17 protein-coding genes and 1 riboswitch are annotated in these 15,794 nt (G+C 40.1%); of the genes, 13 read left to right on the forward strand and 4 right to left on the reverse strand.

Translation table 11 applies throughout. From position 1 onward, the window contains the following. Positions 1–8: 8 nt before the first annotated feature. Genes CBS1_RS05880 through CBS1_RS05890 form a run of 3 tightly spaced genes read left to right on the forward strand, consistent with a single transcriptional unit; the run spans position 9 to position 3,742 of the window. Positions 9–1,613, forward strand: a complete 1,605-nt coding sequence (locus CBS1_RS05880) for a sugar ABC transporter ATP-binding protein (RefSeq protein ID WP_062946241.1) — start codon at positions 9–11, stop codon at positions 1,611–1,613. Then, positions 1,606–2,670, forward strand: coding sequence for an ABC transporter permease subunit (locus CBS1_RS05885; protein ID WP_090222081.1), 1,065 nt, complete (start codon positions 1,606–1,608; stop codon positions 2,668–2,670). The genes CBS1_RS05880 and CBS1_RS05885 overlap by 8 nt, the downstream gene beginning before the upstream one ends. Position 2,671: 1 nt before the next feature. Continuing rightward, positions 2,672–3,742, forward strand: a complete 1,071-nt coding sequence (locus tag CBS1_RS05890; protein WP_033192223.1) for an ABC transporter permease subunit — start codon at positions 2,672–2,674, stop codon at positions 3,740–3,742. A 38-nt stretch (positions 3,743–3,780) separates the two neighbouring features. Here CBS1_RS05890 and CBS1_RS05895 read toward each other — a convergent pair whose 3' ends face one another. Further along, on the reverse strand, positions 3,781–4,245 hold the full coding sequence (locus CBS1_RS05895; RefSeq protein ID WP_033192224.1) for a hypothetical protein: 465 nt from the start codon (positions 4,243–4,245) through the stop codon (positions 3,781–3,783). Between the two features lie 96 nt (positions 4,246–4,341). Between CBS1_RS05895 and CBS1_RS05900 the strand changes: the two genes are divergently transcribed. Both CBS1_RS05900 and CBS1_RS05905 read left to right on the forward strand, forming a co-directional pair. Beyond that, a complete protein-coding gene (locus CBS1_RS05900) occupies positions 4,342–5,172 on the forward strand; it encodes an alpha/beta fold hydrolase (protein WP_033192225.1) in 831 nt (276 codons plus the stop codon). Between the two features lie 44 nt (positions 5,173–5,216). Continuing rightward, positions 5,217–5,891 carry a hypothetical protein gene (locus CBS1_RS05905; RefSeq protein ID WP_033192226.1) on the forward strand — a complete coding sequence of 225 codons (675 nt, stop codon included), beginning with the start codon at positions 5,217–5,219 and terminating at the stop codon, positions 5,889–5,891. Between the two features lie 13 nt (positions 5,892–5,904). Here CBS1_RS05905 and CBS1_RS05910 read toward each other — a convergent pair whose 3' ends face one another. Together CBS1_RS05910 and CBS1_RS05915 are read right to left on the reverse strand one after the other, a co-directional pair. Further along, a complete protein-coding gene (locus CBS1_RS05910; RefSeq protein WP_033192227.1) occupies positions 5,905–6,600 on the reverse strand; it encodes a hypothetical protein in 696 nt (231 codons plus the stop codon). 138 nt (positions 6,601–6,738) lie between these two features. Beyond that, complete coding sequence (locus CBS1_RS05915; protein WP_033192228.1) at positions 6,739–7,776, reverse strand: extracellular solute-binding protein; 1,038 nt, start codon at positions 7,774–7,776, stop codon at positions 6,739–6,741. A 195-nt stretch (positions 7,777–7,971) separates the two neighbouring features. After that, positions 7,972–8,140: riboswitch (cobalamin riboswitch) on the forward strand. Positions 8,141–8,204: 64 nt separating this feature from the next. Between CBS1_RS05915 and cobT the strand changes: the two genes are divergently transcribed. Genes cobT through cobO form a run of 8 tightly spaced genes read left to right on the forward strand, consistent with a single transcriptional unit; the run spans position 8,205 to position 14,535 of the window. After that, positions 8,205–9,233 (forward strand): nicotinate-nucleotide--dimethylbenzimidazole phosphoribosyltransferase, encoded by a 1,029-nt coding sequence (cobT, locus tag CBS1_RS05920; protein WP_033192229.1) that lies wholly within the window; start codon positions 8,205–8,207, stop codon positions 9,231–9,233. After that, positions 9,230–9,727 (forward strand): bifunctional adenosylcobinamide kinase/adenosylcobinamide-phosphate guanylyltransferase, encoded by a 498-nt coding sequence (locus CBS1_RS05925; RefSeq protein ID WP_033192230.1) that lies wholly within the window; start codon positions 9,230–9,232, stop codon positions 9,725–9,727. The genes cobT and CBS1_RS05925 overlap by 4 nt, the downstream gene beginning before the upstream one ends. A gap of 26 nt (positions 9,728–9,753) precedes the next feature. Next, positions 9,754–10,440 (forward strand): cobamide remodeling phosphodiesterase CbiR, encoded by a 687-nt coding sequence (cbiR, locus tag CBS1_RS05930; RefSeq protein ID WP_236938356.1) that lies wholly within the window; start codon positions 9,754–9,756, stop codon positions 10,438–10,440. Positions 10,441–10,443: 3 nt separating this feature from the next. Next, positions 10,444–11,196: an adenosylcobinamide-GDP ribazoletransferase gene (locus CBS1_RS05935; protein WP_033192231.1), complete on the forward strand. Its 753-nt coding sequence runs from the start codon at positions 10,444–10,446 to the stop codon at positions 11,194–11,196. A 40-nt stretch (positions 11,197–11,236) separates the two neighbouring features. Beyond that, the gene (locus tag CBS1_RS05940) at positions 11,237–12,070 is read left to right on the forward strand and encodes a nucleotide-binding protein (protein ID WP_236938701.1); all 834 of its coding nucleotides are present in this window, start codon (positions 11,237–11,239) and stop codon (positions 12,068–12,070) included. Further along, positions 12,067–12,981, forward strand: coding sequence for an adenosylcobinamide-phosphate synthase CbiB (gene cbiB, locus CBS1_RS05945; RefSeq protein WP_176759478.1), 915 nt, complete (start codon positions 12,067–12,069; stop codon positions 12,979–12,981). The genes CBS1_RS05940 and cbiB overlap by 4 nt, the downstream gene beginning before the upstream one ends. After that, a complete protein-coding gene (locus CBS1_RS05950) occupies positions 12,957–14,003 on the forward strand; it encodes an aminotransferase class I/II-fold pyridoxal phosphate-dependent enzyme (protein WP_033192233.1) in 1,047 nt (348 codons plus the stop codon). Before cbiB ends, CBS1_RS05950 begins: the two co-directional genes overlap by 25 nt. A 4-nt stretch (positions 14,004–14,007) precedes the next feature. Beyond that, positions 14,008–14,535: a cob(I)yrinic acid a,c-diamide adenosyltransferase gene (gene cobO, locus CBS1_RS05955; protein ID WP_090222082.1), complete on the forward strand. Its 528-nt coding sequence runs from the start codon at positions 14,008–14,010 to the stop codon at positions 14,533–14,535. A 212-nt stretch (positions 14,536–14,747) separates the two neighbouring features. Here the strand turns inward: cobO and CBS1_RS05960 are convergent, their stop codons facing one another. Continuing rightward, the gene (locus CBS1_RS05960; RefSeq protein ID WP_090222084.1) at positions 14,748–15,746 is read right to left on the reverse strand and encodes an endonuclease NucS; all 999 of its coding nucleotides are present in this window, start codon (positions 15,744–15,746) and stop codon (positions 14,748–14,750) included. Positions 15,747–15,794: the final 48 nt, after the last annotated feature.

A 15,794-nucleotide genomic window follows, 5' to 3' on the forward strand; every position in this document is an offset into this window, starting at 1 on the left:
GGATGAGCATGAAAATGGTTTTAGAAATGAGAAGTATCTCTAAGTTTTACTACGGTAACCAGGTTTTAAAGAACGTTTCTATCTCAGTCGGTGAGGGCGAAATATTGGGATTAGTTGGTGAGAACGGTGCTGGTAAATCAACACTCATGAATATCCTTTTCGGGATGCCTGTGATACATTCCACAGGAGGCTTTGAAGGAGAGATTATTTTCGATGGACAAAAAGTTGATATAGACTCTCCTTCTAAAGCGATGTCGCTTGGAATAGGGATGGTACATCAGGAATTTATGTTACTTCCCGGATTCACAGTGACGGAGAACATAAAGCTCAACAGAGAGATTACCAGACCAAACATACTCAGTAAATTACTACGAAAAAATGGAAAAAGACTCGAAACTTTAGATATACCTGCTATGCGTAAAGATGCAAGGCAGGCACTTGATACTATTAAAATGTACTCAATTGACGAAATGGAATATGTGGCATCCCTTCCGGTTGCACACAAGCAATTTGTTGAGATAGCTCGTGAAATCGACAAAAAGACGTTGAAGCTTCTTGTTCTTGACGAACCTACTGCCGTTTTGACGGAATCAGAGGCGGAGAACCTACTGAATATTATCAGATTGCTTTCTGAAAAGGGCATTTCTATCATATTTATTTCACACCGTCTCCATGAAATTTTAGAGGTTGCTCATAGGATAGTTATCCTACGAGATGGACAGGTTGTTGCTGAAGGGAACAAAGAAGAGTTCACCGTCTACGAAATTGCGGAAAAAATGGTTGGTAGAAAAATAGAGAATGTGGAGCTCCCACCGAGGAAAAAGGAAATGGATGAGAACAATATTATAATGTCGATAAGGCACTTGAAAGTTCATATGCCCGGAGAGGAAGTGAAAGACTTTTCAATTGATATCAAAGAAGGAGAAATTCTTGGTATTGGAGGACTTGCAGGGCAAGGAAAACTTGGCATTGCAAACGGTATCTTTGGACTTTACCCTGCCGAAGGTGATGTAACCTTCATGGGACGAGCGTACCAATTGAACTCTCCAATGTACGCTTTGAAAAGTGGTATAGTTTATGTCTCTGAGGACCGAAGAGGGGTTGGATTGCTTCTTGATGAATCTGTCGAGATGAACATAGTCGCCACCGCTATCACCGCATTTGGAATGTTCACAAAGAAGTTCCTGGGTTTAACCATATACGACAGAAAAGCTATCAGAGAGCATGCCGAGAAGTTAATAAGGGAATTGGATATACGATGCAAAGGACCCACGCAACCAGTAAGAAGGCTCAGTGGTGGTAATCAGCAAAAGGTATGTCTTGCACGTGCGTTTACACTCAATCCGAAACTTCTGTTTGTCTCAGAACCGACACGTGGAATAGATGTTGGTGCGAAGAAGCTTGTTCTTGATTATTTGGTGAAACTCAACAGAGAGCACGGTATTACCATTGTACTTACCTCAAGTGAGTTGGCAGAGCTGAAATCCATATGTGACAGAATAGCTATCGTTGCTGAAGGTAAGCTCGCTGCAGTGCTACCACCAACAGCGCCAGATGTTGAATTCGGCTTGGCTATGGCTGGCGAGCTAAAGGAGGTAAAGGCAAATGGGTGAGGCTATGGGTATTAAGAACTTTCTGACACAGATTTTCAAGAAGGTTGATATTCCTATACTGGTCATAATTCTTTTCTTACTATCCTTGTTTGTTTTGGCTGCGTTTACTTCGGTTTCTATAACTGGTTTGATAAATGATTCCTTGGTAAGAATTGGTATGAACGGTGTTTTGGTCCTCGCTATGCTTCCGACAATTAGGGCCGGCATAGGTCCAAATTTTGGTTTACCTGTCGGTATCATTGGCGGCTTATTGGGGATGCTTATCGTTATGGAGAATCACATAACAGGCCCGATAGGCTTTTTTGTAGCAGTTGCCATCTCGATAGCTTTCAATTTGGTTCTTGGATGGATATATGCTTGGTTGCTTGATAAGGTGCGCGGACAAGAGATGATGGTTGAAACGTACGTTGGTTATTCAATCGTCGCATTTATGTCCATCATGTGGTTGGTGCTCCCGTTTAAAAATCCTGAGATGGTATGGGCCATCGGTGGTGTTGGACTGAGGTATACGTTAACGTTACAAGGGTATTTTGATAAGGTTCTGAATAACTTTCTAAGGTTCAAAATTATCGGAGACCTCTACTTCCCAACAGGTTTGATTCTGTTCTTTGCTTTTATGTGTTTCATCATATATCTATTCTTCAAAACAAAAGCTGGCTTATCTATCGATTTAGTTGGACAGAATGAAATGTACGCAGTCAGTTCTGGTGTTAAACCAAGAGCTGCACGAAGGAATGCAGTGATTTTATCAACAGTTTTAGCAGGCATAGGAATTGTTGTTTATGCCCAAAGTTACGGTTTTGTTCAACTTTATCAAGCACCGCTCTTCATGACATTTCCTGCCGTTGCTTCTATTTTGATAGGTGGAGCGTCGATAAGGAGAGCTACGATAACAAACGTAGTAATGGGAACGATAATTTTCCAAACTCTTCTGACAGTCGCGTTGCCAGTGCTGAGCCAAGTAACACGCGGTGATATCACCGAAGTTATGAGGCTTATCGTAAGTAATGGTATGATACTTTACGCACTGACACGCGCTCCAAAGGAGGCAAATTGATATGGAAAAGAACGTAGTAAGCAGAATAAAATCAATCCTTTTGGGTAATATAGTACCGATAGCTTTCTTCCTACTAACTTTGGGAGCGGTTATCGCAGCAAAGATTCCACCTTTGTTCTTATTATCCGAAGTTGTCCGAAGGTTAAGCCGAAATACATTTCTTGTCCTCGCTCTTATCATCCCAGTCATTGCAGGACTTGGTTTGAATTTTGCTATAGTTCTTGGGGCTATGGCTGCTCAGGCTGCGCTTTTCTTTGTTGTGGATTGGAACGTCACAGGTCTAAAAGGTATTCTACTTGCGATGGTTATAGCAAGTTTGATATCTGTCTTCCTCGGTTGGCTCGTTGGATTAACACTCAACAGAGCTAAGGGGCGCGAAATGATAACATCCATGATACTTGGCTTTTTTGCCAACGGTGTCTATCAGTTAATATTCCTGTTCTTTATTGGTTCGCTCATACCTTTTTCGAAAGCAGAAATGCTTTTACCACAAGGTGTTGGTTTGAGGAATACCGTTGATCTGTACGGAACAGTTGCCGGTGCGTTGAATAATATATACGTTGTGAACATAAAGTTCATAAGCATATTTGTAGTACCTTTGCTATTTGTAGTTGGGCTATGTTTATTCATCACATTCCTCCTGAAAACAAAGCTTGGTCAAGACTTTAAAGCGGTTGGTCAAGATATGCACATCGCCAGAACAGCTGGTATCGATGTGGACAAGACAAGGATCATAGCGGTTATATATTCAACTGTTTTGGCAGCAATAGGGCAGGTCATATATCTCCAAGATATAGGAACGGTGAACACGTACAACAGCCATGAACAAATAGGCCTGTTCTCAATAGCAGCCTTGCTAGTTGGTGGCGCCTCTGTTCGGAAGGCTTCTATATGGAACGCAATAATTGGTGTTTTGCTCTTCCATACGCTTTTCGTGGTGGCACCAAGTGCAGGTAACAGATTGTTTGGACAACCACAGATAGGTGAATTTTTCCGAGAATTCATAGCTTATGCGGTCATTGCATTTGCACTCGCAATGCATGGTTGGAAAGCAAGAAAGGCAAAGCATTGAAGCAGGCGGAATAATTAAAGGGGGACTCTTCCCCCTTTTTATTTTCTGTACCAGTACGCTATCATTACATTTCCAGAAGGATTTTGTAGAGCCGTTATTGCAAAGAAAACATCTGTGCCTGACAGAATAATCAAGTGCGAGATAGAAGAACTTTTTGCAAGGTCGAATCTGTACCTATTTTTTCCAATTTTCTTTACCGTAACGTTTTCAGCCTTAAAGGTTAATCCTGAAGTTAACTCAAGTTCGACTTCTATACCTCTCTTACCCTTTGGATACTTTACCACAATATCATGCGGATGTTTTTTAGGTTTTGGTAATTTTATTTCTTTTCCTTCGGATATCTCGTAATTCACAGAAACACCAAGAGAAAAATTTAAACCAAAGTTTTGAGTTAGATAAAGCGATAGCTGCAATGATACATTTGGTTCTTTTGAGTCTTTTGGACCTGCAAAAAGCAGAGAAAATAATAATACACATACAAGTAAGACGTATACTCTTTTCATTTCGACACACCTCCTACACAAACGAAGTAAAACCATGTTTTCACTTTTTAAAATTATAGCACACAAAGTGTCTTATTTGAAAGGAGTTGATTAATCATGGGAAATACTTTCATAACAAGCGATGGCGTTGGAATAAAGTACGAGTATTACATCACCAAAGCTTTTGAACATACCAACAAAATTCCATTAGTGTTCCTCAACGGAATCTTTATGCACTACGAATCTTGGAAACTTTTTACGAAAGACATTTCAGAAAAGATGCCTTTGCTTTTCCACAATTTCCGATGTCAGTGGGATTCTGATTGCGAAGAGACTAAAGAATGCTCGTTTGAAAGACACGTGCAGGATTTGAAAGAATTACTCGACCATCTCGGGATAAAGAAAGCAAAGTTTGTAGGGACCTCTTATGGTGGAGAGGTTGCAATGCTTTTTGGGGTTTTTTATCCACAATACATTGAATCGATGATGATTATAACCTCAACCGCTCGTACGGACAAAGTTATGGAAAGCAAAGCTATGAGATGGAAAGATGGCGCAAAAACAAGAAATCCGGAGAGTTTTGTTCACAGCTGGCTTACCGATGTGTACAGCGAAAAGTATATAAATTCCTTCGATAACTTAGTGCAAATCATTTCTTCAAGACTTAATGGCTTTAACTATCGTGGTGCGGAAAGATTAATTGATGCTTTTCTGAACCTGAATAGCTATGACCTTCTCAACAGGATAAAGGATGTAGAATTTCCGTTAGTCGTTGTTTCTGCGGAATTTGACAGAATAAAACCAAAGAGTTTTAGCCAAGAAATACACAATAGTTTGAAAAAGGGAGTGCATATAACCATTCCAGACTCAGGTCATGCGGTCGTTGTCGAAAAGCCAAAGGAAATTGGATGGCTGATTAGGAACTTTGCCTTTGATTTCTGGAAATAGCCTCCTGGCAAATTAGAGAATGGTAGCTTTTTGGAGGGGTGGCAGTGAAAAACGTGTTTAGCTTGATTTTGTTAGTTTTTTTCCTTCCGAATTTGGTTCTATTTGCGCATGCACCTATTGTTTCAAATCTTTCGGGTTCAAACATGGCTGAAGCTATTCCGATAAAGAATATCGATATATCTCAGGTTTTATACAAAGTCTTCAAGGAAGACAACTCTTTTCTCTGGATGACATTTGAAGGCAAGGGAGGAGACGAGTTATACTTCCAAGTAGGCACTCCTAAAGAGGATAAGTACATACAGCTAAGACCAGCTGTCGTAATAATAGGTCCGGGGTTTCCAAAAGTTGATGGTTTGCCATTTGAAATTCCAGCGGAAATGGGAGCAGTTGTTTGCAAATCTAAGGAATCACCAACAGCCTTTTATGAGCCTGTAACCGATACAAATTCGTGGATACATTTAACAAAGAGGATAACTTTGCCGCAGACTGGAAGGTACTATTTGGTGGCGTTTTTTCCACCAGATGGGAAAGCTGGAAATCTATTTGTTGCTGTTGGTACAAAAGAACGATTCACGATGGAGGATATAATTAACGTTTTCAAAATCCTGCCAGAAATAAGAGCTTTCTACGGACTTTCAGGTTTGCCAACATGGATGAATGTTGTTTTGGGAATTTCAATATTCGGATTAGTGATTTTGTTGACCTCTATATTCAGGTGAATGGAGAGTTGATTCATTCTAAGAAAAGAGGGCCGTAAAGGTCTTTTACCAGGTCTTTTAATAGCAATTGTATGTCCTCGCCTTTTTTCTTAAACACCTTCTTTAAGTCAGGATTTATTTCGTTGTTTGGATTTTCCCAAGGTCTGAAACCGCTGTATTTCCTGTATTCACCAGAAATCCAAAGGTACCTGTGCAGATCAAAAACAGAAGTTTTGAAATCAAGCGAGTTCAAAAGCATGTAGAAATCATGGTAGAAATCGCTGTACGTGGCGTATTTCTTGTTGCCCTTAATTTCTTCATGCACATGGTATCCAACCATGCGGGCTATAACGGAATTGTAAATTGGGAACTTTTCGCTTAAGAAAGTATGTGCCAAAACTGAAGTGAAGCTGATGTAGTGCTTTTCCTTCCCTTCGTCACCGTTGTTTTTCAAGACAACAACGGACAATTTGTCTACAAATTCAGGTTCAATAACAATGCCATCTTGTGCGATAAGTTCTGAAATATGATGCGCGACATCGTATACTCGAAAGATATTTGTGTTGTAAAGTGAGTTCACAACCGCAACCTTAACAAGTACAGATTGGACGGTAAAGTCTGGGAAAGTGTTTCTCACCTTCTTTAGTGCTTTTTCAATATTCTGAAGTTCACTGGCTAACTCGTACACCTTAACAGCTGATTCGACCTGTTCTTTAAAAATTTTAATCATCCAACCACCTCTGGAGTGTTTCTGGAGTGTTTTCAGATTCTACTACAATTCTACAATAAGCAGTCTCATTTTGTGCTACCGGACTGAGTATAAAAAACGGGGCTTTTCACAAGCCCCGTTTTAATGTTAGCATTTTGTTCACTTTATTATCTCTTCCCAAGCTTTGTTGTAGAGATCAATGTATTCTCCTATGTAATCTATTATTTCGCAATTTTCTAGTTGATTCAGTGTGTAGAGTGGTTCTACTTGTTGATATTTTGCAGCATCTGTTATAGGAGATGGGATCATTAAATAATCGGAGATTTTTGCAGCAATTTCCGGTCTTAAGATGAAGTCGATAAACTTGTACGCAAGTTCTTTATTCTTGGCATCTTTTAATATAACCATATTATCGATCCAGAGTGTTCCGCCTTCTTTAGGAACGAAGAATTCGAAATTCTCCCGTTCCTCTTCGGGGATGAGCTGGAAGACGTTTTCTGGATAGCCGTGCACGACCCAGAATTCGCCATTTACAACACCTTGCGCATACGTAGTTGCATCGAACTTTACGATGTTTTCTTTCCATTTAAGTATCACTTGTTTAGCTTTTTCTATCTCTTCTGGATTTGTCGTGTTTACAGAATAGCCGAGGTATTTCAACGCTGCTCCGAAGACCTCACGCATATCATCAAGAAGCGTCATCTTGCCTTTTAAATCCGAACGTTCGTATATGCTCCAGGATTTTTCGTAGTCTTTGAGATATTTCTTATTAACTATTAAGCCAGTAGTTCCCATCATGTAAGGCACGGAATACTCGTGGTTTGGATCGTACGTTGTTTTCGCTAATACAAGCGGGTCAATGTTCTTGAAGTTTGGGACTTTGTTCAAGTCGAGCTTTTCTAACAGCCCTTCGTTTATCATCATCTTCACGTGATCACCAGAAGGAAAGACGATATCGTACCCAGTTCCGCCCGCTTTGATTTTTGCGAACATCTCTTCGTTCGAAGCGTAGGTGTCGTAGATGATCTTGCAGTTGTACTCCTTTTCAAATTGTTCAATTACTTCTTCTGGAATGTAATCCGCCCAATTGTAAATGCGAAGTGTGGACTGTTTATTACACGAGCCCAAGAGAGTAATCAAAAGCAAAAATAACACTCCTACGAGTACTAAATCAAATACACGTTTTAGAGCCTTCATCTCCACCTCAACCTCCTTTTTTCTGTAATAATGCTTCACTTTTCAATTATAACACGAAGTACTTTCAAGTATAACTTATCATTCATCCTTCCCGATGATAAAAGAGAGATTTTTCTTGTTTTTTGGACAACATATGATGAAAAAAGAACTTTGTCTTTCCACATATATGTGATAGAATAATAAAAATGAAAAATGAATAGATTCAGCCTGCATGATGCCGGGAACTTCGGTGAAAGTCCGAGGCTGCCCAGCAACCGTGAGTGGGGACGAAATTCGCATCTATGCCACTGGCCGTTTGGCTGGGAAGGCGCGAAGAGTAGGACGATCCACAAGCCGGGAGACCGATCTTGCAGGTATGCAATTCCCAATGACTCGGGTCATTTGGGAAGCTTTTTGTTTATTCTTAAGAAAAAAGGGGGACTTGCGTTATGGATGTTAGTATCAGAGAACAGATTATTTCACGTTTAAACAACCTCACAAAACCTGTTGGAAGTCTTGGTTATTTGGAAGAAATCGCTTTGAAGATGGGGATTATCCAAAACAAAGTCATTCCGGACCTGCCTAAAGATAAGCGTGTTTACGTCTTTGCTTCGGATCATGGGGTAGTTCAAAACGGCGTTTCCGCATATCCAAAAGAGGTTACCTATCAGATGGTTCTCAATTTCCTAAACGGTGGTGCGGCGATAAACGTCTTTGGAAGACACGTAGGAGCGGATGTTTACGTAGTCGATGCGGGTGTGGATGGAGATTTTGACATCGCTCACCCGAAATTCATAAACGCAAAAGTTGGATACGGCACAGCGGATTTCACAAAAGGACCAGCAATGACGATAGAACAAGCAAATACTAGCTTGGAACTCGGGCGAAAGATAGCACGAAACGCAATTAAGGAAGGTGCTGATCTGCTTGTGGTAGGTGATATGGGGATAGGGAATACTACCACCGCCACCGCAATCGCTGCTGCTTTCGGTTTTTCGATTGATGAAATTCTCGATATTGGCACTCCTCTTGACAGTGAAGGTTTAGAAAGAAAAAAACAAGCGGTAGTAAGAGCTTTGGAAGTTAATAATCCAAAAAAAGAAGATCCAATCGATATCCTTCACAAAGTCGGAGGATTTTGCATGGGTGAGATGGCTGGTTTCATTCTCGAAGCTACAGAGCACAAGATCCCTGTGATTGTGGACGGTTTTCCCACAACGGCAGGCTTGCTAATTGCATGGAAGATGAACCCAAAAGTGACTGGTTTTGTCTTCGCTGGCCACAAATCGATGGTAAAGGGGCACAAAATATTGCTCGATGAAATGGGACTCAGGCCTATACTCGACCTTGATATGAGGCTTGGCGAGGGAACTGGGGCCGCACTCTCCATCTTTCTAATCGAGGCTGCTATCAAGATGATAAGAGAGATGGCAACATTTGAGAGTGCAGGTGTTTCTAAAGGTAGTGATAACATTTGATACTCGTTACAGGTGGAATTAAGTCAGGCAAAAGTACAGTTGCATTGAATAAAGCTTTAAAATACCAAACCCGTGCGTTTTTGGCAACGGGTGTACCGTTCGATGAGGAGATGAAAGAGCGTATAAGAAGACACCAAGAGGAAAGAAGAAACCTTTTTGATACGTACGAAGAGCCCGTGGAAGTAAGTCGAGTCTTGCGAACAATAGACGGAAGGTACGACGTTGTTGTCTTTGAGTGCCTCACAACTTACCTCGGTAACCTTTACTATTACGAAGTGAACGTACAAGAGCACCTTGGGAAATTCATTGAAACTCTCGCTTCCATGAGAACGGAAGTTATTATTGTTACGAACGAAGTTGGCTGGGGAATAATACCGGAAAACAAATTAGCCAGGGAATTTGCGGAAACACTCGGCAAAACGAATGCAAAGTTAGCTAAACTTGCAAGCGAAGTTTACCTTGTTGTGGCCGGGATAGAAATCAGAATTAAGTAAAAAATCTGCCTACAGGAGATGGGCTCGTGCATACAAATTTGGAAAAACAACTTATCGGTACAACATCGTGGATAATACCGGGTACCTACTACGAAAATGTCGAATACATAACTCGCAACTTCAGAACAATTCAGTTTGTCGAATTACTCGTCTACACTTGGGACGAAGATACGTTCAATTTGCTTGAAAAAGAGAAAGACTATCTCTTTGAGATCGCAAGGCAAACGGGTATAAAATACACCGCACATCTGCCAACTGATTCACTTTCGAATGTTTTCGAAGCTTTCAAATACCTCGAAAACAACTTTGAAATCGAAAACTACGTCGTGCATCCTTTTGAAGAATTTGACACTGGGGATTTTGAAAGCAAAGAACTCCAATTATTGTTAAATCATCCAAAGATAAGCGTTGAGAATCTCAAAGAGCACTACTTTAAACATTCCAGAACGGTTTTTGACACCGGACATTGCTTTTTGGGAATACCAGTTGACCAAGAATTTTTGAACAACGTTGTCGAGATCCACATGATGGGAGTCAATGGTGATAAAGACCACGAAGTGCTTGATTTTGCAACACTTGAAAAAGTACACGAATTGCTTTCTGACACGTTATTCAAAACCAGATATTTGTGTTTTGAGATATTCGATGCTGAAAAACTCGAAGAATCCTTGAAGATTTGGAACGAATTCAAAGACAACAGATGGGGAGTTTAAATCATGGAAGAGAAGCCAAAATTGTATGATTTCGTCTCAGACCTTGCCTTGTCTTTGTCCTTTATTTCCAGAATACCGGTGAAAATTAAAAACTTAGACAGCTGGGAAGCGAGAATAAAGCGTGTTCCCATATACTTCCCCGCCGTCGGGTACATTCCCGGGCTTATTTACGGGCTTGGCAATTTTCTTTCAAAACAGTTCAGCGATTTCAAACTGCCGATTTTGTTCCTTTCAACTGCGTTGGGATTTTACTTTTTTGATCTATTCCACTTCGATGGATTACTCGATATGCTTGATGGTTTTTTGAACCAATCGAACAAAGAAAGACGCCTTGAGATAATGTCCAAAGGTAACGTTGGCCCATTCGCTGTTTTTTACGGCACGCTTTATGTCATACTTTTTTACGAACTTTTACCCACTCTGAATTGGTATCACTTCATCTTCGCTTCGGTTTTCGGAAGGTACGCTATGGATGTGCTCCTTGTCTTTTCAAAACCAGCGAAATCAACAGGACTCGGTGCAGTGCTATTTCCCTATGAAAAGTTTTATACTCTTTATGCCTCTATGTTCCTCACTCCGCTGATATTCACCAACTATATTGCATTCTTAGTTAGCTTTTCTTTATCTTGGCTTGTGGGATTTGCAGTCTCTAAGATCTCTGAGAAGAAGATAGGTGGAATCACCGGAGATGTGCTCGGTGGTACGTGCTTGATTGCTCAGATGGTTGTTCTATTGGCAGGGTATGTTTTTAAATGAGTGCATTTGAATTTCGATAGGGGGCTTGACTGTGCATCTGATGGTCCTTGGTACGATGTCGAATGTTGGAAAATCAACGTTAGCGATGGTACTCTGCAGATACTTTACAAAGAAAGGTCTTGATGTTGTTCCGTTTAAATCTCAGAATATTTCAAGAAAGTTTATACCGGTAAACAACGGCAGGATAGCCACCGCTCAGTACCTGCAGGCTCTTTCATGTGAGAAAGAGCCATCGGTGGAGTACAATCCAATCTTACTAATTCCCGAAAATAATGGTGTAGAAGTTTACTTCACGGGAGAATTCATCGGTCACCTGGGTTCTGAAAAATACATGTACGAATCAAAAGAGAGATTACTTGCCAAAGTGTTAGAAATTCTTAAAAATCTATCCGAAAACCACGACTTAGTGATCATCGAAGGAGCTGGAGCCGCAATCGAGCCAAATTTGAAGGATACTGAGATCGTGAATATGCGTATTGCAACAAGTGTTGCTGCAAACGTCATACTCATTGCCGACATCTCAAAAGGTGGAGCCTTCGCACAGGTTGTGGGGACTTTAGAATTAATGAGCCCAGATGAAAGAAAACTTGTCAAAGGATTTTTATTCAACAAATTTTTCGGTGACAAGTCGCTACTAAAAGACGCGCCAAACGAGCTTGCTAAGAAATATTCGATCGAATATTTCGGCACAATACCTTATTTTGAAAACAAAATCCCAGACGAAGATGTGATTGATACAAAGCAAGGCGAGTTTAATTTGGAGAACAAGAAGGCTTTGATGGAAGAGATAGATAGGATCACAGAGTTCGTGGTAGACCAGATCGATATTTCAAAAATCGAAAAGATAGTGTACGAGGAGTTATCAATGAAATGAGTCCTTCGTCAGATAAAGTGTATGTTTTTCTTTTCGCAGTAACAATAGACTTACTTTTTGGGGAGTATCCTTCCAAGTTACATCCTGTCGTCTACATGGGATTTGTCGGAAAGTTGTTCGACAAAGTTACGCAGCAAAAAAAGAATGCTCTCAGGTTCATAGCTGGAGCTTTTGCTTTGGTGGTTGAGATATTCTTTTTCGGCGCTATTGCAGTGGTTGTTTTACATTTTAGAAAGGTTGAATCGTCGACTTTTGGCATAGTATTATTTGCTATAAAGGTGTATCTTCTAAAATCTACGTTCTCTATTAAAAGCCTTTACCAACACATGTCAAGGTGTTACACGGACGATTTAGAAACACTGAGAAAGAACGTTTCGTACATCGTATCACGCGATGTATCAAAGCTTACCAAGGGACATCTTTATTCTGCAGCTATTGAGAGTTTGTCAGAGAACATTTCAGATAGCATTACAGGACCATTGTTTTTCTACATACTCTTTGACTTGCCCGGAGCTTTGATCTACCGCATTGTCAACACGTACGATGCGCTTTTTGGGTACAGAAACGAAAGATACGAATGGTTCGGGAAATTCCATGCACGATCCGACGATTTACTCAATCTGGTCCCATCAAGGCTCACGGCCTTGGTAATTTCGTTTTTCAACCCACTCAGGGCATGGAGAAATATGATTAAGTACGGAGCAATCAAAATAAACGCGATGTATCCCATGAGTGCTTTTGCCGGTGTTCTTGGATTTGGTATCGAGAAAGTGGGATATTACAAAGTTGAAGGAAGGTTACCTGAAAAAGAAGACGTAAAACGTGCGCTTAAACTCTACGCTAAGGTTGTAGTTCTAATTTTGGCAACGGCGGTGGTGGTGTTAGTGTGGCAAACAATACAAAAAGGTTAAGAAATTTCCACGGTGGAATCAAAGACGAACACATAGTGGATTTTTCGATCTCGGTTAATCCTTTTGTCCCGGAATTTTTGCTTGAGGCTCTGAACCATTCTCTAAAGAATTTGAAAAGATACACCTATGTTGAATGGATAGAGGAAGATTTCAGAAAGTATTTTGGAAAAGATGCCGTTGTTCTTGCCGGGGCTACCGAAGCTTTTCAAATTTTAGCATTCACATTGATGAATAATAGCACAGTTTTAATCCCCGAACCAAATTACACCGAATACGAAAGAGTTGCCAGATTCGGTGCTAAAGAAATTGTGAAAGTAAATTACATTTTACACGGAACGATAAAGCTCGAAATCTTAAAGAAAACGATTGAAAAATTGACGGAAAACTTCAACAAGGTTGTGTTGATCACCGGCAATCCGAACAACCCAACCGGTATGTACGAGGACTACTCAGAGCTGTTGCGGTGGTCTTTGGAAAATTACGGATCGGATGTGCTTTTCGTTTTAGATGAAGCCTTCGTTGATTTTGTACCAGAAGAGCTAAGAAAATCCGTAGGTATTGAAAAATATCCAAATACAATAATCGTACGGAGCTTTACTAAGGTACTTGGACTTCCTGGAGTGAGAGTTGGTTATGTCAGGTCGATCGAGTTTCGCAATTTATTTGAAAAGTATCGAATGCCTTGGGGTATTGGTGGAGATGGGTTTACTATATTAGATGCGCTGATAAAAAACATCGATTCTTATTTTAACTTTCTCAAAAACACGCAGTCTTATTTTAAAAAAGAAAGGCAAAAGTTCGAACAATACGTGCTTTTTCCATCGGTGACAAACTTCATTACCATAAAGGTTGGTAATGTCGAGAACTTCATCGAGCGATTGCACAAAATGAAAATGCACGCAAGAAGGATGTACGATTTCGGGATAAAAGATTGTGTGAGGATAGGTTTGAAAGATGAAAATTCAAATGACAAGCTTCTTGACTTTCTGAAAGAGTGGAAAAAGGAACAACAAAAGGAGTGATACGATGGCAAATTTTGGAGAAAAAGGCTACATCCACGTTTACACCGGCAATGGAAAAGGCAAAACAACGGCAGCCTTTGGATTGGCACTGAGAGCTGTTTGCGCAGGAAAGAAAGTTTACATCGGGCAGTTTATAAAGGGCATGAAATACAGCGAATTGGATGCACCAAAGTACTTGGCAAATCTTGTTATTGAGCAGTATGGAAGAAATTGCTTTATAAAAAACGCGCCAACTGAGGAAGACATCCGGCTTGCAAAAGAAGGACTTAGAAGAATTCGAGAGGTACTTACCTCTGGTGAATACGATGTTGTAATAATGGATGAAATAAACGTCGCTCTTTACTATGGGCTTTTCTCAGTAGATGAAGTTTTGGATTTGTTGAAATCAAAGTCTGAACACGTCGAAATAATCCTTACTGGCAGATTCGCACCTCAGGAGTTAGTTGAAATTGCAGATTTGGTTACTGAGATGAGGGAAGTGAAGCATTATTATCAAAAGGGTGTTCTGGCAAGGAAGGGGATTGAGTATTAGAGCTATGTTTCTGATAAAATGACATTTTGGCTGAGAAAACTCAAATGGATAAAGTACTCATAAATTGGTCAAAACCTGGGTTGCACACCATGGAACTGAATTCGAAGACGAAGAACAGCGTTCAATCACAATTTGCTAGGTACTAAGCTAATATAAAAACGCTGAACAACTAATAGACATGCCCAATATGTGATTGAATTGGTTTTAAAACCTCAGATAATCTCTAATCTCATCATACTTACTAGTTGATCATACTCGTAATCCTCAGTTTGATTAAGTCCATCGAAAGAGTATTTGATCTTCAAAATCTTGGCTGTATTTGTCTTAAGATTCTTTGGGAAGTCTTCAGCGATAAGTATGCCGCACAGAAGTTCACCTTCTTTATCAAAGTCATCGATGTATTCATTAAGTTGATTAAGATCTTTATTACTTGCCACTCTGTTTTTTGCTTCTATCAAGATGTATTGATTCCTTTCAACAGGGTGCTTCAGCTTAACAAACAAATCTACGAAACCTTTTGATAAGGCCTTCTCACTGAGAATTTCGAATTCATGTGGTTGTTTGTTAGAACCACAACGGATTAATATTTCATTGAGCAAAGAACTTAGGGTTCTTTTTAAGAGCGACTGAAGAATATTTTCGTTGAATTTCACTACCGTATAATCTTCTTTTCCAATCTGTGGTTGTGTCTTACGAAATGTGATTTTTGGTACAAATTCTTCGACATCCAGGTCGCTGATAGGAGTTTCAATTTTCTGTTCTGTGGATATTTCTACGGATCTTCCCAAACTTGAAACATAGGACAGCATTGCAGCATCGGCTTGGAAATGAGTTTTCCGATAGCCTCCTCTAAGTAGAAGATCTTCCGCGACGTAGGCAAATTCTGAACGAACTATACTTTCATCGAATTCTCGGACAAGTCTAAGTTTCATCCTATATGGAAATGAGTACGTTTTCCCAGATTCTTTAAATGTTATTGGCTTCCACGGCGGTAGTTTTCCAGCGTTTTTATACGCGATTTTCTTCTCAGCTTTATAAAGATTTTTAATCCTTGCACCATACAGGAAAGATATGTAATCACCTTCATCGATGTCTAAATAAGACCATAGTCCGTTGGTACTACTAGGAAATCCTGCTAGCTGATATTTGACACACAAGTTCAAATTTTCTTTGTTTGATACAGAAATAAGATAGTACTTTGGTTCTGACATTAAATAACACTCCCTACGCAAAGTTGAATTTAGCATTTTGGCATAAAT

The sequence above is a fragment of the Fervidobacterium changbaicum genome (assembly GCF_004117075.1).
Classification (GTDB): domain Bacteria; phylum Thermotogota; class Thermotogae; order Thermotogales; family Fervidobacteriaceae; genus Fervidobacterium; species Fervidobacterium islandicum.